Consider the following 18,681-nt stretch of genomic DNA (forward strand, 5'->3'; position numbering starts at 1 on the left):
TGTAAATGTCATGAAGGATGAGAATATGAATAACCGAATCCAGGCGATCATTCAGCGTTATCAGACCGACCGGACCCGCCTGCTTGATATGCTCTGGGAACTTCATCATCTGTATGGTTACCTCCCCGATGAGGCGCTGTCTGAGCTGGCGGACGGGCTGAATATGGCCGTTGAGGATGTGCGTGAAACCAGCTCTTTCTACCACTATTTTCACCACCGGTCGACCGGCAGCTACACCCTCTATCTGAGCAATACGGTGATCGCCAGGATGCAGGGCTATCAGGAAGTCCTGGACGCACTGGAACGCGAGACCGGCGCGACGCTGGGGGAGATGGATCCCTCCGGAACCTTTAGTTTGTATGACACCCCCTGTATTGGCCTGAGTGACCAGGAACCGGCCATGCTGGTGGATGAGGTGGTCTTTACCCGCCTGACCCCGGAAAAAGTATCCAGCATTATTAGTCAGTTAAAATGTGGCCGGTCACCAGAAGAGATCGCTAATCCCAGGGCTCTGCCTAAAACTGATATTGCCTATGTTGATCAGTTGGTAGAAACCAATATCTGCAAAGCCGGGCCAGTTTTTTTCCACAACGGGAATGACTTTCCTGAACTGTTGAAAAACTGTTTGGACGCAGGCCCGGAGGCGGTTATTGGGGCTATTACTCAAGCCCAACTGAGAGGACATGGGGGAGCGGGTTTTGCCACCGGTTTAAAATGGAAACTCTGCCGTGAGGCTCCGGGAGCGACTAAATACGTTATCTGTAATGCTGACGAGGGAGAGCCTGGCACCTTCAAAGACCGGGTCCTATTGACCCGCTCGCCTCAGGCTGTATTGATGGGAATGGTGCTGGCCGCCAGCGTTATTGGCGCCCGTGAAGGCATTATCTATCTGCGGCAGGAGTATATCTACCTGAAAGCGTATCTGGAGCAGCAGTTACAACTGTTCAGAGAGCAACGGCTGCTGGGGAATAACATTCTCGGGCACGCTGATTTTAACTTTGATATCCGTATTCAGATGGGGGCCGGTGCCTATATTTGTGGTGATGAATCCGCGCTGATCGAATCCTGCGAGGGTAAGCGTGGCACACCCCGGGTAAAACCCCCATACCCGGTAGAGCAGGGATATCTGGGGATGCCCACCTGTGTGAACAATGTTGAGACGCTGGTTGCGGTTACCCGGGTGATGCAGGAAGGAGCTGAATGGTATCAGAGCCTGGGCACTGAGGATTCCCGGGGCTGCCGGTTGATGAGTGTGTCGGGGGACTGTCAGCGCCCCGGTGTTTATGAAATAGAGTGGGGTACCACCCTGAATCAGTTACTTACTCTGGTTGGGGCTGAGGACCCCTGGGCGGTGCAGATCAGCGGTCCCTCCGGGGAGTGTGTTGCGGTCGACAAAGGCGGTGAGCGGCGTTTTGGATACGGGGATCTTTCCTGTAATGGCTCGGTGATGATCTTCAATCGCAGCCGCGATCTTCTCGGTATTGTGAAGCACTTCATGCAGTTTTTTGTTGATGAGTCCTGCGGTATCTGTACTCCCTGCCGGTCGGGTAATGTTGATCTGCGTAACAAGATGGAGCGGATCATTGCCGGTCGGGGATGTCAGCAGGATCTGGATGAGATGGTGAGTTGGGGACAACTGGTGCGTAGTACCAGCCGTTGTGGACTGGGGGGCACATCCCCCAATCCGATTCTGACTACATTGCAGCAGTTTCCTGAGCTCTATCAGGCAAAGCTGACAGAGCAGTCGGGAGTTTTGTTACCCTCATTTGATCTTGAGGCCGCGTTACAGGGGAACGAGCGGGCGAGGATCGAACTGACTCACCACGACTATATTCCCCGAGAACTGATTCAAGACCCGGAGACGGAAAAATGAGCATTCAGATAACCATTGATGGTCAGCCAGTCGTTACCGAAGCCGGTGAAAATCTGGTGGACGTTGCAGCGCAAAACAGCGTCTATATTCCCACACTTTGTTATCTGAAGGGGAAGCCCTGTCTGGGCACCTGTCGCGTCTGTTCAGTCCGGGTGAATGGCCATATTACCGCGGCCTGTAGTGTGCCGGTGACTGAGGGTATGCAGGTTGAAGTCGACACAACAGAGCTGGCGGATATGCGCAAGGCACTGATTGAGTCGCTTTTTTCCGAGGGTAATCACAACTGCCCCAGCTGCGAAAAAAGCGGTCGTTGCGAGCTTCAGGCCACCGGCTATGAGGTTGAGATGGTGGTGTCCCGTTTCCCCTATCGGTTCCCGCTCAGACCGCGTGAGGTAGCAGCAGATCATATCTGGCTGGAGCGTGACCGCTGTATTTTCTGCCAGCGCTGTGTTGAGTTTATCCGGGACCGTCAAACCGATCAGAAAATATTTTCTATCAAGGGGCGGGGCATTACTGCACAGATTGAGGTTAATACTGAGCTGGCCAACCGGATGCCGCCGGAGCAGGTACGCGAAGCCGCGGATATCTGTCCGGTGGGTTGTATCATTGAAAAGGGGGTCGGTTTTAACGATCCGATCGGGCGGCGTAAATTTGAGCTTCAATCGGTGCGTGAGCGGGCATTGGGGGAGGAAGAGTCATGAGTAAATCCGGTAAAAACCAGACCTGTTCCCATGATCTGCCGGCGACCCAGCTGAACCCTGCATTGCAGGCTGCACGGGATAATAAGATAAAAGTTGCCATGATCGGCCTGTGTGGCTGCTGGGGTTGTACCCTGTCAATGCTGGATATGGATGAGGCGCTGCTGGGGCTGCTGGATAAAGTCACTATTCTGCGTTCATCGCTGACCGATATTAAGCGGATTCGTGAACGTTGCGCCATCGGTTTTGTCGAAGGAGGAATCGCCAATGAGGAGAATATTGAGACCCTGAAAGAGTTTCGTGAGAACTGCGACATCCTGATATCGGTGGGTGCCTGTGCGGTCTGGGGCGGTGTTCCGGCGATGCGAAACGAGGTGGAACTGAGTGATTGCCTGCGAGAGGCCTATGTGGATTCGGTGACCGCTGTACCCGATGCGATACCCACGATTCCCTATCATGAAGATATACCGAGGATAACCACCCGGGTCTACCCCTGTCATGAAGTGGTTAAAATGGATTATTTTATTCCTGGTTGCCCGCCCGACGGAGCAACCATTCTAAAAGTGCTGGATGATCTGATTAACGGGCGCGAATTCGATCTGCCTGCATCGATTAACCGATACGATTAACAGAGGGAACCGTGATGAGTCGAAAACTGGTTATTGATCCTGTTACCCGTATTGAGGGACATGGCAAAGTCACCATTCAACTGGATGATGACAATAACGTCACCGATGCCAAACTTCATGTGGTGGAGTTCCGCGGCTTCGAAAAACTGATACAGGGGCACCCCTACTGGGAGGCTCCGATGCTGCTGCAACGGATCTGTGGCATCTGTTTTGTCAGCCACCACCTGTGTGGTGCCAAAGCGCTGGACGACATGGTGGGGGTCGGGCTGGGGTCGGGTATCCCAATGTTGCCAACGGCGGAAAAAGTCCGTCGGCTGGGGCACTATGCCCAGCAGTTACAATCCCATGTCACCGCCTATTTTTATCTGGTGGTTCCTGAGATGCTGTTTGGTATGGATGCCCCGCCGGAGCAGCGTAATGTGCTCGGGCTGGTGGAGCAGAATCCGGCGCTGGTAAAGCGGGTTGTGGCGTTGCGTAAGTGGGGCCAGGAGCTGATCAGGACGGTGTTGGGTAAGAGAATGCACGGTATCAGCTCGGTGCCGGGCGGCGTGAGCAAGAATATCAGTCTTGAAGAGCGTGATCGTTTTCTTAACGGTGAGGAGGGACTTCTCTCTATCGATGAGGTTATCGAATACGCTCAGGAAGGCCTGAAGCTGTTTTATGAGTTTCATGAGCAGCACCGGGAGCAGGTAGACAGTTTTGCTGTTGTCCCATCTCTGGATATGTGTCTGGTCAATGATGAGGGGAATGTGGATTACTACCACGGCAGAATCCGTATTCTCGATGAAGACAAGCGGATTGTGCGGGAGTTTGATTATCACGATTATCTTGAGCATTTCTCTGAAGCGACCGAAGAGTGGAGTTATATGAAGTTTCCTTTCCTCAAGGATCTGGGACGGGAGAAAGGCTCGGTACGGGTGGGGCCGTTGGCGCGGATGAATGTGACAAAGACGCTCTCTACCCCGCTGGCTCAGGCGGCGCTGGAAAAATTCCACGCCTATACCGGTGGTAAGTCAAACAATATGACCCTGCATACCAACTGGGCGCGGGCGATAGAAATTATCCATTCAGCGGAGCTGATTAAAGAGCTGCTGCATGATCCCGATCTGCAAAACGAGCAGTTGCTAATGACGCCCGCAGACAACGCCTGGACCGGCGAGGGGATCGGTGTTGTTGAGGCCCCGCGGGGGACTCTGCTGCATCACTACCGGGCGGACAGATCGGGCAGTATCAGTTTCGCTAATCTGATTGTGTCGACAACCCAGAACAATAGTGTTATCAACCGGACCGTCAGGTCGGTTGCGCAGGACTATATCAGCGGTAAAGCTGAAATTACCGAAGGGATGATGAATGCGATCGAAGTGGGGATTCGCGCTTATGACCCCTGTCTCAGCTGTGCAACCCATGCACTGGGGCAGATGCCGCTGGAGATCTCACTGTTCGATGCTGAGGGGCAGATAGTCGATGAACAGCGCCGTTGAACCGGTTCAGTTATCGCTGGCAGATTTTGGTCATGAAAACTGTCTGATCTATGGCATCGGTAATGTGGGACGCCAGGATGATGGACTGGGGTGGGCGTTTGTTGACTGGCTCGAAGCCGCCGGGCTCTGCGTTGAAGCAGAGAGGGTGCGAAACTATCAGTTGTTTCTCGAAGATGCCGACCTGATCAGCAGTAAGCAAAAAGTGCTGTTTATCGATGCTACCCGGAGTCCGGAGGTGAGTACGTTTTCGCTGTACAGGGCCAGGGCCGAGCTGGATTTCAGCTTCACCTCCCATGCGATCTCCATTCCCTCGATCATCGCCACTTGTCAGCTCTGTTTTGAACGGCAACCCGAGGTCTATGTTCTGGCGATCAGAGGTTATGAGTGGGAGTTGCAGGAGGGGCTGACTGTCGCTGCGAAGTCTAATTTAGATGCGGCTATTGCCCACTTCAGTGCTGACTGAGCCCCTTTCTGGCCCGGGTGCCAGAAAGGGGTAAGTATAGGGGTTAAGCATCGGAGGCTAAGTATCAGGGTTAAGCATTCTGGTGTTTATACCAGTTAATAAACGCGTCTGCCGGCATCGGTCGGGCTAACAGAAACCCTTGTAACTGATCGCATTTCATCTGTTTGAGAATCGTTACCTGAGACTGATGTTCGATGCCTTCGGCAACCACTTGCAGGCCCAGTACATGGCTCATCTCTATGATTGAGGTGACGATTGCCCGATCTACCTCCGAGGCTTCCAGATTGACCAGAAAACTACGGTCGATCTTGAGAATATCAAGCGCGATAGTACGAATATAACTGAGACTGGAATAACCGGTGCCAAAATCATCGATCGCCACCTGAATACCCTGGCTGCGAAGTGTATTAAGTGCTTCCTTGGTCTCCTCAGGGCAATAGAGGAAACAGGATTCGGTCAGCTCTACAGACAGCAGGTGCGCGGGGAGGTTGTGCTGTTTCAGACACTCAAGAATCTGTTCGGCAATATCGCCCTGCTGAAACTGCCTGGCCGAGAGATTGATGGCGACATTGATCTCTTCTCCCTGTTCACGCCATCGGGCAATTTGCTGACATGCCTCCTCAAGCACAAAACGCCCGATGCGGTTGATCAGCCCCAGATCCTCTGCCAGCGGTATAAATTCAGCTGGTGAGATAAACCCCAGTTGCGGATGCAGCCAGCGTAACAGCGCTTCACAACTGGTCGGTCTGCCCGTGTGAAGGCCGACTTTTGGCTGGAAATAGAGTTGAAACTCGCCATTATCTAACGCAGCCTGCAGGTCACTTCCCATCTGATAACGGGACTGAATCAGGCGGTGCTGTTCCGGGGAGAAAAAGCGGAAGCTGTTGCGCCCGAAATCTTTTGCCAGATGGACTGCCGAGTTGGCACACTTGAGCAGCGACTCGGCATCGTCTGCATCGGTTGGAAAGAAACTAACACCGATACTGACAGTGACTTTCAGCTCTTTATCTTCGATCAGAATGGGTTGATTGACGGTGCTGAGTAAGCGGTTGAGAAACTCACTGATATGGGGGGTATCATCGACATCAGTGAGAATCAGATTAAATTCATCGCCGCCAAAACGGGCAACGGTGTCGCTGTCATCTAACTGATGCTCAATGCGCCGACCGATCTCTTTAAGTACTCTGTCACCGGTTTCATGGCCATGCAGATCGTTGATCTGTTGAAAAAAATCCACATCAATATAGGCCACGGCGATCCGGTGCTGATGCTCTCTGGCATAGCCTATTGAGAGTTGCAGACGGTCATTAAACAGTTTTCGATTGGGAAGCCGGGTGAGCTCATCGAAGTAAGCCAGCCGCCGGATACGGGCTTCTGATTTTTTTATCTCGGTCAGATCGGTGAAGATTGATGCATATTGCGAAATATTGCCATGGTCATCCCGGATTGAGGTGATACTGAGCCACTCCGGATACACCGCACCATCTTTCCGCCGGTTCCAGATCTCCCCCTGCCAGAATCCCTGCTCTGTGAGACTCTGCCACATCGCTTTATAGAACGATTTGTTGTGACGTCCTGAACTCAGGATGTTCGGATTTTTACCCAGTACTTCGGCGCTGGTATAGCCGGTGATCTCGGTGAAGGATGGATTGACCCGAAGGATCTGAGCGTTCTTGTCGCAGATAACGATCGCCTCCATTGACGCTTCAATCACTTTATCTGCGAGTTTAAGGCTGTGCTGAGATTTCTCCAGCGCCTTGTCCCGTTCATTGAGCAATTCCCGCAGGCGGTAGACATAATCATTTTCGACACTACGGAGGATATCGGAGTAGGAGATCAGTCCGGTGATCTTTCCCTGATGGTTGGTAATCGCAAGATGCTGGAACTGGTGTTGCAGAAACACTTTGCGGGCGTTATACAGGCTTAAACTCTGCTCAACCGTTACCAGAGTGCTGTTGCAGAGATCGCAAATCAACCGGCCCTGCATATCCTGCGCGATCAGTGCTACCGCGTCCCGTTCGGTGAAGATTCCGCTGATTTCGTTATGCAGGGTGATCAACAGGGCCGACCTGCCGGACTGGTTCAGCTTTTGCAATGCAGTGAGCACGGTACTGTTGCCATCGACAGAGACCGGCGAATGATCGGCGATCTCTTCAACTGATCGGAGGAAAAGATCATGCTCGATGCCGTGGCTGTTCACGACATCGGTTTCAGTAATAATGCCGCAGGCTTCACCGGAGTTCTTGGTGACGACGAAGTGGCGTACCTCCTCGGCGATAAACTTAAGGCCTGCTTCATCGACTGATTCCCATTCGGAGACCGTGTGTACCGGTGAGGACATGAATTGAGTGACCGGCGTGTGCTGGGCATTGCCGGCCCACAGGCCTATCAGATCCCGTCGGGTAACGATACCAACCGGCAAGCGGTTTTCGCACACAACTATGCAACCTATCTTCTTGTCGGCCATCAGCCTGATCAGACTGTCTGCTGTTGAATCCGGAGTGCAGGTGATCAGATTAGACTGAGCAATATGTCTGACAAGTAACGGACTAGTAACCTTAGGAGGTCTGGACATCGAAAAAAGAACCTTTTCACCAGTGGTCTTGCTATAAAAGAGGATAATTTTACTCGGGCATTTTAAACGGGTATAGCAGTTTCATGCCTTAAATGAGTAGTTGTTGAGGTTGAATTTAAACAAAATAAACATTCTATGATATAGATCCTGTTTGAGGTTTCTTGCCAGCCTCCCGTTTGACTGATCTTACTTTGACGTTTGTGCGTAACAGTCTCAGGAGGAGCAAAGTCGATGAAATCAGGTTTGTCTCAAAACTTCTGGGTTAATCAGGCAGGCTTTCAACTGGCCTGGTGGAGCGCCATTCTGCTCACCAGTCAGAGTGTTGCCGTGCTGGTTGTTTTATTGCTGCTACACCTGTGGTTCCACAGACAGCCGGTTCATGAAGTGTATGTGGTGCTGCTCTGTGGCCTGACGGGGTTCGCGGTTGATCTGCTGTTAACCCTGGCGGGCTTGTTTCGTTTTCCCTCTACACCGTTGCCCCCCTTATGGTTATTGCTGCTGTGGTTCTGTTTCGCAGCAACTTTGAACCAGAGCCTGAGATTTTTCCATAAGCGCTGGGTGGTCGCTTCAGTATGTGGTGGAGTTGCCGGTAGCCTGGCATATAGTGCAGCGGCAAAGCTGGGAGCTGTGAGTCTTGGCGTGCCATGGTTGCCAGGGGCTCTGATATTGATGTTTATCTGGATGGCCCTGTTCCCCCTGCAGCTCTGGATCAGTGGTCAGCACTTTTCGGGGGAGGGCCGTGGTGCGTATTAATCTGTTATTGATCACTCTGGTTCTGTTTTTTGCCGGTCTGGCCCACGCGGTTGCGACCCCACTGCCAAAGAATATGAAGGTGATTGGTGAGGCTGAGCTGAAGGTGCTCTGGTTGAGTATTTATCGTGCCCGGCTGGCCAGTCCGCAGGGTGTGTTTGTCTCTGCAATGATGCCTTTGCTGCTCACCTTAGAATATCAGCGCGATGTCAGCAAGCAGAGCCTGCTCGATGAGACACGCAGACAGTGGCAGAAGTCCGGTATCGCCCCGGATGATCAGGCCTTATGGCTTGGGTCATTGGCAACCCTATGGCCGGATATAGAGGACCAGGACACCCTTGGCTTTTATCAGGATGCCGATGGGTATGGGCACTTTTATCACAATCAGCACTATCTTGGCAGCATTAGAGATAACCGTTTTTGCCAGGCGTTTCTGGGTATCTGGCTATCTGATAACAGTGCTTTCCCCGGGTTTACACGACAGTTAACTGGAAGAAATTCAGAGTAAAAAGGACGATTGTTATGACGCAAACGACTTCAATACTGGCACTGGCTTTACCGGTTTTATTAGTACTTCCCGGTTGTGCCAGTTCTCTCGATGCTTACCGTGATGAAAAACCCACATTAGCACTGGATCAGTTTTTTAATGGCCGTCTGGTTGCCTATGGCATTGTGCAGGATTTTTCTGGCAGGGTGACCCGACGTTTCCGCGCCGACATATCGGCACAGTGGCAGGAGGCCAAGGGGGTTCTGGATGAACAGTTCTATTTCAGTGATGGAGAGCAACAGAGCCGCTGCTGGACCATAGTCAAGGAGGGAAACCGCTATCGGGGAACGGCTGGCGACATTGTCGGCGAGGCGCGGGGAGAGGCTCAGGGGAATGCTCTTAACTGGCGCTATACCCTACAGGTGCCGGTTAACGGTAAGGTCTGGAATATCGCCCTGGATGACTGGCTCTACCTGATCGATGAGAACAATCTGATCAACCGGACCAGGATGAAAAAGTTTGGTCTGCCGGTGGGTCAACTGACCCTGCATATTCGAAAACTGGCAGATGACGAGGCATTTCAGACGCGGGACGCTGAGTCTGTATGCACCGGTCCGGAGGGACAATGAGTAAAGCAAACAGTACAGAAAAGCCGCGCTATCCCTGGAAGACCGCCTGGGTGACGGGCGCGGGGAGAGGGATAGGGGCAGAGCTGACCCGGCTATTATGTCGCCGGGGTGTCATCGTATATGGTTCAGCCAGAACCTCTGAGCAACTTGAACAGTTACAGCAGGAATTGCGAGGCTGCGAAGGTGAACTGATTCCGGTACCGCTTGATATTCGTGACGCAGATGCTCTGCAACAGCTGTTTCTTAGCTGGGATGCTAAAGGGTTTATGCCAGAGCTGGTGGTGTTGAATGCGGGCACTCATGATCCCTTTTCCGCATACGAGTTCTCTGCAAAGCGATGTAAAGCGCTGCTGGATATCAATTTACAGGGAACGATAAACTGTCTTGAACCTGTGTTATACCGTTATCTGCAAAGAGGTGTTCCGGTCAGCCAGACGAAACCGGCTGACGCGATAAAAACATCTGGATCATCAGGACAGATAGCAGTGGTTTCATCTTCTGCGGGCTATCGGGGTTTACCGACGGCGGCGGCTTATGGTGCCGGTAAAGCGGCTCTGATCAACCTGTGTGAGTCGCTGCGTTCAGATCTGCAGGGCAGTGGGGTTAAGCTTCAGTTGATCAACCCCGGCTTTGTCCGCACACCGCTAACCGATAAAAATGATTTTCCCATGCCGGCACTGATGGACGCAGATGAGGCGGCCAGACGAATAGTGGCGGGACTTTTAAGCCACCGGTTTGAAATTATATTTCCCCGCCGTTTTGTTTATCTGCTTAAATTATTCAGAATAATCCCTTATCGCTGGTATTTCTGGCTGATTGGCAGAGCCACAGGAGCAGGAAAAGATGTCAGAAACAGTTAGTCATAGCATTACAGAGCGGTTAAACCGATACGCGGTCTGTCTGGCCCAGTTAACACCGGCTAAAATTGACGATCTGAGCGAGCTGGTGGCTGATGAGATAGAGTTCACCGACCCTTTCAACCGGGTGCAGGGTAAAACTGCCTTTCTGGGGATCATGGAGGAGATGTTCCAACAGTTGCAGGATGTACGTTTTGATCTGCTTGAGTGGCAGTTACAGGGGCACACGGGTTATATTTATTGGCGTTTTTCTGCAACAGCGTCGCTGACCGGTTCATTTTCAGCGGAAGGGGTGAGTCGTATCTGTCTGAATGAACAGGGGTTGGTGACTCGTCACCAGGACTTCTGGGATGCCAGTATCCTGATGCAGGAGTTTCCCCTGCTGGGGAGAGTCATTGGTTATATACGTAAGCGGGCCGCTTATAAAGCGGGATGATCTCTTTTGATCCTGTGTCGCTTGATCAGCGTCAGCACAAGCACCATAGAAGCCAGAACCAGAGTGACCAGATTGGCCAGTATCACTGGAAGATCACCAAGCACCACGCCATAGGCCAGCCATAAGGCTACCCCGACAGTAAAAACGGAATACATCATCAGTGAGATGCCCTCCACATTACCGGTGCGCAGTATATGAACTACCTGGGGTACAAATGAGAGGGTGGTGCAGGTGGCCGCCATCAGCCCTATCAGAGTGAAATTATCCATCATGGTGTCTTTAATAGCGTTATTAAGCTTGTCTGAAAAGTTGTATGAAAGGTGAGCATCATAGGTTGCCCCGGGGCTTTATACAAATGATGTTTTTTAATTCTAAACAGGAAACGGAATAGCATTAGTCTGTGTTCCGGTTGATCAGTTGATACAAGCCTACATCGATAGTTCCCTCTTCAAAGCCTCCCTCGCAGTAACAGAGATAGTAACGCCATAAACGTCTGAAGCGCTCGTCATAGCCCAGCTGTTCGAGGGCTTCGCTGTGCTGTTCAAAACTCTCCCGCCAGAGCCTGAGGGTGCGGGCATAATCTTTGCCAAAGAGCTGTTTATATTCCAGAGTGAAGCCATGCTCAGCAAACTTTTGCTCCAGTCGGCTAATGCTGGGTAGCATCCCTCCCGGGAAAATATAGCGTTGAATAAAGTCCGCCTGATTGCGATAGGTTTTAAACCGTTCCTCTTCAATACTGATCACCTGAAGTACCGCTTTTCCGCCCGGTTTGAGTGATTGTTCGAGGGTATTGAAATAGCTGTCCCAGTATTTTTCCCCCACAGCTTCAAACATCTCAATGGAGACAACCGCATCATACTGACTGAGCAGATCCCGGTAATCGGTGAGGCTGATATTGGCGCTTTTATCGAGCCCTGCTGATCTGAGTCTGTTGCGACTCCACTGAAGCTGCTCTTCAGACAGAGTAACGCCATGAACTCTGACTTTATGTTGCCGTAAAGCCCGCTCTGCAAAGCCTCCCCAGCCGCAGCCTATCTCCAGAATATGGTCGTTCTCCTCAGGTTTTAGCAGATCCAGAATCCGCTGGTATTTGGCGGTTTGTGCCTGTTCGAGTGATTGCAGTGGGGAGCTAAACAGCGCTGACGAGTAGGACATTGTCGGGTCCAGCCAGAGACGATAAAAGTCATTGCCCAGATCATAGTGGGCGGCAATATTGCGGCGACTGCCGGTGCGGCTGTTATGGTTGCGCCAGTGATGAATATTATCCAGTAGCTGCTTAATAAAGCCTGCTTTGGCGAACCCTTCGAGAGTTTTTTCGTTCTGCAGAGCCCAACGTACCAGAGCGGTCAGGTCAGGGCTGTCCCATTCGCCGGCTATATAGCCTTCAGACCAGCCGGTGATTCCCCCGGTGTAAAGGCGCAAAAGGCAGCGCAGACTGTTGAGTTGAACGGTGACCTGAAGTATTTCATCGGATTGATTAGGACAGGTCTCAGTGTCGGGCTGATCGTGATCAAGACTTCCCTGGCCAAACGCCTGTTGATAGCCGCTGGGCATAATCAGGTGGATTCTCCCCCGGGTTTGACTCAGGGGCGCACCGAGCCGGTTGAGCACTCTTTGCTCCAGCCAGTCAGGTTTAATCGCCGTGTTGTACTCTTGCTTATACCTGTGGTGCGCCATGGATGGTTGTGCCAGGGTTTTCACCTGTGACCGGCCTGCGGTTGAGGAGGTCTGGTAGTTACAGGTTTTCATAGTGAGTTTCTCCATTGCGATCTGACCAGCTGATGCTGTAACTTTTTGTGGTATTCCGCGGCTGAAGTTTGACGCCTTTCAGCCAGAGTCTGAGTGCTTCCCAGTGGATCGCTCCCATCACTTTCAGGGTCATCAGGGGGTGACTGATAAACAGCCTGAGCAGGTTTATATCGTTTATCTCCTGTCGTTGTCCGGTAAACGTGGCATTCAGTATCGGAGTGATCTTCGCGTCATCTCTGCAGCTCTGTTGAATGCATACGGAAATCCTTTCCCGGGGCGGCAGGATTCTGAAACTATAGGCGGTGTCCATGGGCATAAACGGACTGACATACATCAGCTTATGGCAGCTATGGCGGACAATCTTATCATCGGGATTATCGTTCACCAGCAGATAACTGTGCCGTTGGCCGAAGGTGTTGCTGACCTCATAAAGTATCACCTCCACCTGATTGTCAGGGTTATAGCAGAAGTAGACACTCAGAGGATTAAAGGTATACCCCAGAATTCTTGGATAGCAGAGCAGCTCAATGCGGTGTGTGGCTGATGCATAACCCCGGGATGACAGCAGCCCGGTGATCTCCTGACGTAACCGACCCTCTCCGCGACCATAATCTTTTTCGTGAAATGACATCAGGCCGAAGCGGTTGATAGCAAAATATCTCAGGGTGTTGCTTAGCAGAGGCAGTTCATCGAGGTCGATGCACAGCGAGAAAACCCGATAGATAAAACGATGCCGCTTCGGTGTAAAACGGTGATGCATAACAACACCAGCGAACACTGAGGAGTTCAGTTTAGCCATGGATGCGGGTCCTTATCTCATCCTCCATAGACCTTTCAGGCGGTCTTTGGGTGACGATAATTCTGCTGTTGGGGTTGTCCAGATGCCAGGGGCGGGGAATCCCCCCCAGTTGCTCTGCGACTGCCAGCCCCGATTGCAGTCCATCTTCATGAAAACCATAACCAAACCATGCCCCGCAGAACCAGGTTTTTTGCTGTCCCTGAAGACTCCAGAGATTCTGCTGCTGGGTCAGAGAGTTCTGGTCAAAGGCGGGGTGATCGTAGAAAAAACTGCGTATCAGTTTATCTGCTGCAGGCTCTTTCGGGGGATTGAGAGACACGATGACCGGTTGCTCAGTCGCCAGTGGCTGCAAACGGTTCATCCAGTAACTGACAGAAACCTGGCGCTCGTCTCTGGCGTTGCCTGACGCCATATAATTCCAGCTGGACCAGACCTTTTTGTTCTGCGGTAGCAGGCTCTCATCAAGATGAAGATACGCCCGGTTCCTCTGATAGGGGACGCTGCTCAGCAGTTGCTGTTCCTCTGCGGTGGGCTTTTCCAGCAGAGCCAGAGCCTGATCAGCATGGCAGGCCAGCACTACCTCATCATAGTGCTCCCGGGCACCGTGAAGGTCTTCGATAACCACGAAGTCCGGGTGACGGATGATTTTGTGTATGCGGCTGTTAATTCTGACATTATCTGCCAGTTCGGTGGCGATTCTGCTGACGTAGCCGATACTGCCGCCTGGGATGGTATGCCATTGAGGCCGGTCATTAATCTGTAACAGGCCATGGTTCTGACAGAAACGGAGAAAACTCAGCGCAGGATACCTGAGCATCTGCTGCACCGGGGTGGACCAGATGGCCGCCCCCATAGGCAGCAGGTGGTCATAGATAAAACGATCACCGTAGCTATGCTGGCTGAGTAACTGCTCCAGAGTGAGGTTTGCCAGTGAAGGATCAGCCATCATCCTGTCTGCGTTGCGATAGAAGCGCATCAGGTCTCTGATCATCGACCAGAAGGCCGGACTGATCAGGTTGCGTTTCTGCGCAAACAGACCATTCAGACCGGTGCCACTGTACTCTAACCGTCCATTGTCTACCGAGACTGCGAATGACATATCGGTGGCACAGGTTGGCAGGTTGATATGTTCAAAGAACTTAACCAGATTGGGATAGTTCACCGGGTTAAAAACGATGAACCCGGTATCGACATCGATCTGAGTGCCGTCGAGATCGAACCGGACAGTATTGGAATGGCCACCCAACCGGTCATCCTTTTCATAGAGTGTTACCCGGTGGGCTTTGTTCAACAGCCAGGCGCAGCTCAGGCCGGCAATACCGGAACCGATAACGGCAATTTTTTTCGGGCGGATGGCAGTAATATTCATCGGAGCAGTCCATACTGTGATCTGTTTGACGCGCGGTAACAAAATGAATAAACAATCGTTCAGCAAGCGCATTATTTGCAGGGCTATACGTGAAGGTTTCAAAATAGGATCACAGATTCTGTTGTGAATAAAGCAGTTACCCGGCAAAATTTTTTCAGCTGGGATGATCCGGTTAATTATCTGAATACGTAAAGGGGTATATGAAGAACAGACCACCGGGAGAGGATGTGGATAACATCGTACAACTGAGTCAGGCCGAGATGGCCAGTGCAGACTGGAGCGATCTGTTGGGCCGATTGGCGGTAAAACCAGATAAATCGATCTATGCCCGGTTGTTCAACCATTTTGCGCCCAGGGTTAAGGCCTATATCGTACGGTTGGGCGTGGCTATCTCCGCTGCCGAAGAGGTGACGCAGGAGGTGATGCTATCGGTGTGGCGCAAGGCACACATGTATCATCCGGATAAAGCGGCGGCCAGCACCTGGATCTTTACTCTGGCACGAAATCAGAGCATCGACTGGATGCGTAAGCAGAAATATCCCCAGTACAGTCTTGATGAGTGGAGTGAAACGGCTTGCGAGTCAGGACAGGGGGAGCAGGAAGTATTATCAGACCGGGTAGCACAGGCGATCAGCCAGCTGCCGGAAAAGCAGGCGCAGGTTATCTACATGTCTTATTTCGAAGGGCGATCACACGGTGATATCGCCAGCCGTCTCGATATCCCTCTGGGGAGTGTTAAATCCAGAATCCGCCTGGCAACAGAAAAACTGAAACAGATCTGGGGAGGTGATGAGTATGAACATTAATCATCACCTCGATGATGCAACCCTTATCAGCTATTCGGCTGGCGCTCTGTCCCAGGGCATGGCGCTGGTGGTGGCATCCCATCTGTCGATCTGTCCACAGTGTCGTGAGCGGGCTGAGCACTCTGATGCCGTTGGTGGTGCACTGCTGGAATCACTGGAGCCCGAAACCGTTGCCGATGATATGCTGGCATCGGTACTGACTCAGCTTGATGAACTGCCGACCAAGCAGGAGAGCGTCCCGGTTACGCCTATCGTCATGGATCCTGAGATACCGGCCCCCTTAAGAGAGTATATTCACTGCCCTCTGGATCAGCTGGAGTGGAAACGGATCGTTCCTGGTGTTGCTTACTATGATATGCCCTGGGAGGGACATGGTGTTTCCCGGCTGCTGAGAATTGCACCGGGAAAGGCGATGCTGGCGCACACCCACAATGGCAATGAGCTGACCATGGTGCTGCGAGGCTCTTTTTCCGATGAGGTTGGGCGTTTCTGCCGCGGCGATGTGGCCGATCTGGATGATCAGATTGAACATCAACCGCTGGTCGATAGTAAAGTGGATTGTATCTGTCTGATCGCTACCGATGCGCCTCTCAGGTTTACCACTTTGTTTGGTAAGCTGGTACAGCCAATCACTGGTTTCTGATCCGATGGCAGAAAGGAACCGATTTAACCCGTCTAAATTGCATTTGAGTAAGTGGACAGCGGTTGAACCGCACAATAAAGAGAAACATTTTTTAGTGACGAAGTTGCTGAAAGATGATGACGGTGTTGTTCAACAGTGCGTTCTTGAAGCCGTGATCAGCCACCGGGAACACGTTATTCACTGGCAGATACTGGCTGATAGTGATCACTGGAAACAGGGGTGGTGCTAAACTTTTATATTAAAAAGCCGGGCAGTGATGACCGGCTTTTTGCTGAGTGCTGATCTGTTTCAGTTCTGCTTCTCCGATCTTCTGGTTACAGTTTCAGTGCTTTCATTTGCCGCTTAAACTCATCGGTAACCTCCCGCGCCTGATTGCGGTTTTTTATCGCTGTCGGTGTGATCATCACCACCAGTTCAGTACGGCGGCTGGTTTCACTTTTGGAACCAAACAGATAGCCAAGACCGGGTACATCTTTTATCCCAGGCAGGCCTGCATCTCCCAGATCTTTGTTCTCTCTGATGAGCCCCCCCAACACCAGTGTATCGCCACTTTGTACCGCAACGGTGGTTTTAATCTGACGCTGATTGATGGTGGGAGACTGAATGCCTGAGGAGGTTGTGACAGAGGCGTCACTGACATCCTGATTGATTTCCAGTACCACCATACCGCCATCTTTGATCTGTGGCGTCACCTCCAGCAGTACACCGGTATCCCGATATTGAACCGAAGTGGTGATCAGATTGCCGCTGCTGTTTGAGGTATTCGTGGTTTCAGAGGTGGAGATAGGCACCTGATCACCAACCTTGATTGAGGCGGACTGGTTATCCAGCACCATTAGTGAGGGGGAGGAGATCACATTGATGCGGCTGTCAGAGGCCAGTGCAGTCAACAGGGCCAGCGGATTGTTGAGGCGGTCCAGCACCTCATATTTGAAACCACTGGCGCTTTGTGGACTAGAAAGGGAACCATAACCGGTATCGCCGTTGCCAAACCCGTTTTTGAAGAACCAGTCGATCCCGTATTTCAGATCCCCGGAGAGCTTCACCTCGACAATAGTGGCTTCAACCAAAACCTGCTGAGGCAGTACATCCAGCTTCTGTAGCGCCAGTTCTACCACTCCGTAGTCGGCCTGGGTGGCCAGCACCAGCAGCGAGTTGTTCTCTTCGTCGGCAATAATACTGATCTCGCCAAGATTACTCAGCGAGGTCTGACTGGTCAGAGGTGTCAGTGTTCCCTGGCTGGAAATCACGGCGGGTGTCCCTGTTGCTGGTGCGGCTGCCGTGGTCGGGGATGGGGAGCGGGGACCGCTGCCCTGGTTGCCTGACTTCGAACGCTGCCCTGAGAACAGCTGCTCAAGCATGCCGGCCAGGTGTGATGCTTTACCGTATTTGACCTTGTACACATGCAGCGAGGTGCTGGCGAGATTGTCCATCCGGTCGAGCCGCTCGATCCACTGCTGAGCACTTTTCAGGTATTGCGGCTGAGGTGTGATCACCATCACGGTATTCAACCGTTCGATCGGGACAAATTTAACCAGCCCCGCCATTGGACCGGAGGATTTATCACCAAAGACATTTTCCAGCTCACCCAGTATTGTCCGGGTATCCACTGACTGTAAGCGGAACAGACCGATCGACATGCCCCGCAGCTGGTTGACGTCAAAAGTCTCAATGGTGTTGAGCAGGGTGTTCAGTTCGGTGCGGGAGCCGGACATCAGCAGCAGGTTATGGGGCTCATCGACTGTGATCCGGGCACCCTCTGATGCCACCGATTTGAGAATTTTTTCCATCTCTTTGGCTGCGATATAGCGTAGCGGTGTTACCAGCGTCTGGAAGCCCTGATCATTCTGCAGTTTCAGTTGTGGAGCGCCGCCGGCCAGGGTGTTGCTCTTGGGCATGATCTCAATCAGGTGGCCGTTATCCCGCAGTACCGCACCATGCATAAACAGCAGTGAGTCGAGGGTGGGGATCAGGGCATCGCGATTCAGGGGCTGACTGGTGTGCAGCGACACCCTGATATTGACAGCGTCATTAATCGCATAGTTGCGGTTCAGAATATCCCCGAGAATGGTTTTTGCCACCTCATGGATATCCGTATCGTTAAAATTGAGGGTGATATTTCCCTCGCCACTACCCGTGGACGCCGGTTGGCTCTGGGTTATCATCGGCCGGGCTTCGGACACCAGCTCAAATCGTTGTCGCTCCGGGACAGAGGAGGGGCTGCCCTGATTCTGTTGCATAGCCACGCCAGTTGTATTATTGGCTCCTGCCGCGCTATTTCGGTCCTGATTGCGTTGGTGAATAATCTGGCCAACGGGTTGCTTTGGGGTCAGTCCTTCATCTTTATAGATGGCTGAGCTGTTACATCCTGTCAGACCTGAGAGGGTGACCAGCAGCGGTATAACTTTCCAAATAGATATATTGTTCATCAAACTCT

General features: G+C 52.1%; 19 protein-coding genes. 13 read left to right on the top strand and 6 right to left on the bottom strand.

Going from position 1 to position 18,681, the window contains the following annotated elements:
• Window positions 1–25 precede the first annotated feature (25 nt).
• Genes BMY09_RS08720 through BMY09_RS08740 form a run of 5 tightly spaced genes read left to right on the top strand, consistent with a single transcriptional unit; the run spans window position 26 to window position 5,144 of the window.
• Window positions 26–1,873, top strand: coding sequence for an NAD(P)H-dependent oxidoreductase subunit E (locus tag BMY09_RS08720; RefSeq protein ID WP_091356720.1), 1,848 nt, complete (start codon window positions 26–28; stop codon window positions 1,871–1,873).
• A complete protein-coding gene (locus tag BMY09_RS08725) occupies window positions 1,870–2,574 on the top strand; it encodes a 2Fe-2S iron-sulfur cluster-binding protein (RefSeq protein WP_091356723.1) in 705 nt (234 codons plus the stop codon). The genes BMY09_RS08720 and BMY09_RS08725 overlap by 4 nt, the downstream gene beginning before the upstream one ends.
• On the top strand, window positions 2,571–3,200 hold the full coding sequence (locus BMY09_RS08730) for an NADH-quinone oxidoreductase subunit B family protein (RefSeq protein ID WP_091356725.1): 630 nt from the start codon (window positions 2,571–2,573) through the stop codon (window positions 3,198–3,200). Before BMY09_RS08725 ends, BMY09_RS08730 begins: the two co-directional genes overlap by 4 nt.
• Window positions 3,201–3,214: 14 nt before the next feature.
• Window positions 3,215–4,681 (top strand): Ni/Fe hydrogenase subunit alpha, encoded by a 1,467-nt coding sequence (locus tag BMY09_RS08735; protein ID WP_091356728.1) that lies wholly within the window; start codon window positions 3,215–3,217, stop codon window positions 4,679–4,681.
• Window positions 4,665–5,144, top strand: a complete 480-nt coding sequence (locus BMY09_RS08740) for a hydrogenase maturation protease (RefSeq protein WP_091356730.1) — start codon at window positions 4,665–4,667, stop codon at window positions 5,142–5,144. The genes BMY09_RS08735 and BMY09_RS08740 overlap by 17 nt, the downstream gene beginning before the upstream one ends.
• Window positions 5,145–5,214: 70 nt before the next feature.
• Here the strand turns inward: BMY09_RS08740 and BMY09_RS08745 are convergent, their stop codons facing one another.
• A complete protein-coding gene (locus tag BMY09_RS08745) occupies window positions 5,215–7,719 on the bottom strand; it encodes an EAL domain-containing protein (protein ID WP_091356733.1) in 2,505 nt (834 codons plus the stop codon).
• A 231-nt stretch (window positions 7,720–7,950) separates the two neighbouring features.
• Between BMY09_RS08745 and BMY09_RS08750 the strand changes: the two genes are divergently transcribed.
• Genes BMY09_RS08750 through BMY09_RS08770 form a run of 5 tightly spaced genes read left to right on the top strand, consistent with a single transcriptional unit; the run spans window position 7,951 to window position 10,878 of the window.
• Window positions 7,951–8,472, top strand: a complete 522-nt coding sequence (locus BMY09_RS08750) for a DUF2878 domain-containing protein (RefSeq protein ID WP_091356735.1) — start codon at window positions 7,951–7,953, stop codon at window positions 8,470–8,472.
• Entirely contained in the window at window positions 8,462–8,977 is a 516-nt protein-coding gene (locus tag BMY09_RS08755) for a hypothetical protein (protein ID WP_139203165.1), read from the top strand. Before BMY09_RS08750 ends, BMY09_RS08755 begins: the two co-directional genes overlap by 11 nt.
• Window positions 8,978–8,991: 14 nt before the next feature.
• The gene (locus BMY09_RS08760) at window positions 8,992–9,585 is read left to right on the top strand and encodes a DUF3833 domain-containing protein (RefSeq protein WP_091356740.1); all 594 of its coding nucleotides are present in this window, start codon (window positions 8,992–8,994) and stop codon (window positions 9,583–9,585) included.
• Complete coding sequence (locus BMY09_RS08765; RefSeq protein ID WP_091356745.1) at window positions 9,582–10,445, top strand: SDR family NAD(P)-dependent oxidoreductase; 864 nt, start codon at window positions 9,582–9,584, stop codon at window positions 10,443–10,445. The genes BMY09_RS08760 and BMY09_RS08765 overlap by 4 nt, the downstream gene beginning before the upstream one ends.
• Window positions 10,429–10,878, top strand: a complete 450-nt coding sequence (locus BMY09_RS08770; RefSeq protein ID WP_091356748.1) for a nuclear transport factor 2 family protein — start codon at window positions 10,429–10,431, stop codon at window positions 10,876–10,878. Before BMY09_RS08765 ends, BMY09_RS08770 begins: the two co-directional genes overlap by 17 nt.
• Here the strand turns inward: BMY09_RS08770 and BMY09_RS08775 are convergent.
• The 4 genes from BMY09_RS08775 to BMY09_RS08790 form a co-directional block, all read right to left on the bottom strand.
• Window positions 10,863–11,147 carry a SemiSWEET transporter gene (locus tag BMY09_RS08775; RefSeq protein ID WP_091356751.1) on the bottom strand — a complete coding sequence of 95 codons (285 nt, stop codon included), beginning with the start codon at window positions 11,145–11,147 and terminating at the stop codon, window positions 10,863–10,865. The genes BMY09_RS08770 and BMY09_RS08775 overlap by 16 nt on opposite strands.
• Before the next feature lie 124 nt (window positions 11,148–11,271).
• Window positions 11,272–12,627, bottom strand: coding sequence for an SAM-dependent methyltransferase (locus BMY09_RS08780; protein WP_245756534.1), 1,356 nt, complete (start codon window positions 12,625–12,627; stop codon window positions 11,272–11,274).
• On the bottom strand, window positions 12,614–13,426 hold the full coding sequence (locus BMY09_RS08785) for a DUF1365 domain-containing protein (protein WP_091356754.1): 813 nt from the start codon (window positions 13,424–13,426) through the stop codon (window positions 12,614–12,616). The genes BMY09_RS08780 and BMY09_RS08785 overlap by 14 nt, the downstream gene beginning before the upstream one ends.
• Entirely contained in the window at window positions 13,419–14,795 is a 1,377-nt protein-coding gene (locus BMY09_RS08790) for an NAD(P)/FAD-dependent oxidoreductase (RefSeq protein ID WP_091356757.1), read from the bottom strand. Before BMY09_RS08790 ends, BMY09_RS08785 begins: the two co-directional genes overlap by 8 nt.
• Window positions 14,796–14,995: 200 nt before the next feature.
• On the opposite strand from BMY09_RS08790, the gene BMY09_RS08795 reads away from it, so the two are divergent.
• From BMY09_RS08795 to BMY09_RS08805, 3 genes are read left to right on the top strand one after another with little or no spacing between them, the layout of a single operon-like run.
• Window positions 14,996–15,601, top strand: coding sequence for a sigma-70 family RNA polymerase sigma factor (locus BMY09_RS08795; protein ID WP_091356760.1), 606 nt, complete (start codon window positions 14,996–14,998; stop codon window positions 15,599–15,601).
• Window positions 15,591–16,244 carry a ChrR family anti-sigma-E factor gene (locus BMY09_RS08800; protein ID WP_091357146.1) on the top strand — a complete coding sequence of 218 codons (654 nt, stop codon included), beginning with the start codon at window positions 15,591–15,593 and terminating at the stop codon, window positions 16,242–16,244. The genes BMY09_RS08795 and BMY09_RS08800 overlap by 11 nt, the downstream gene beginning before the upstream one ends.
• A 4-nt stretch (window positions 16,245–16,248) precedes the next feature.
• Window positions 16,249–16,473 carry a TIGR02450 family Trp-rich protein gene (locus BMY09_RS08805; RefSeq protein WP_091356763.1) on the top strand — a complete coding sequence of 75 codons (225 nt, stop codon included), beginning with the start codon at window positions 16,249–16,251 and terminating at the stop codon, window positions 16,471–16,473.
• Between the two features lie 85 nt (window positions 16,474–16,558).
• Here BMY09_RS08805 and gspD read toward each other — a convergent pair whose 3' ends face one another.
• Complete coding sequence (gene gspD / locus BMY09_RS08810; protein WP_175483485.1) at window positions 16,559–18,673, bottom strand: type II secretion system secretin GspD; 2,115 nt, start codon at window positions 18,671–18,673, stop codon at window positions 16,559–16,561.
• Window positions 18,674–18,681: the final 8 nt, after the last annotated feature.

Origin of the sequence: Amphritea atlantica, assembly GCF_900111095.1 — a bacterium.
Lineage (GTDB): Bacteria > Pseudomonadota > Gammaproteobacteria > Pseudomonadales > Balneatricaceae > Amphritea > Amphritea atlantica.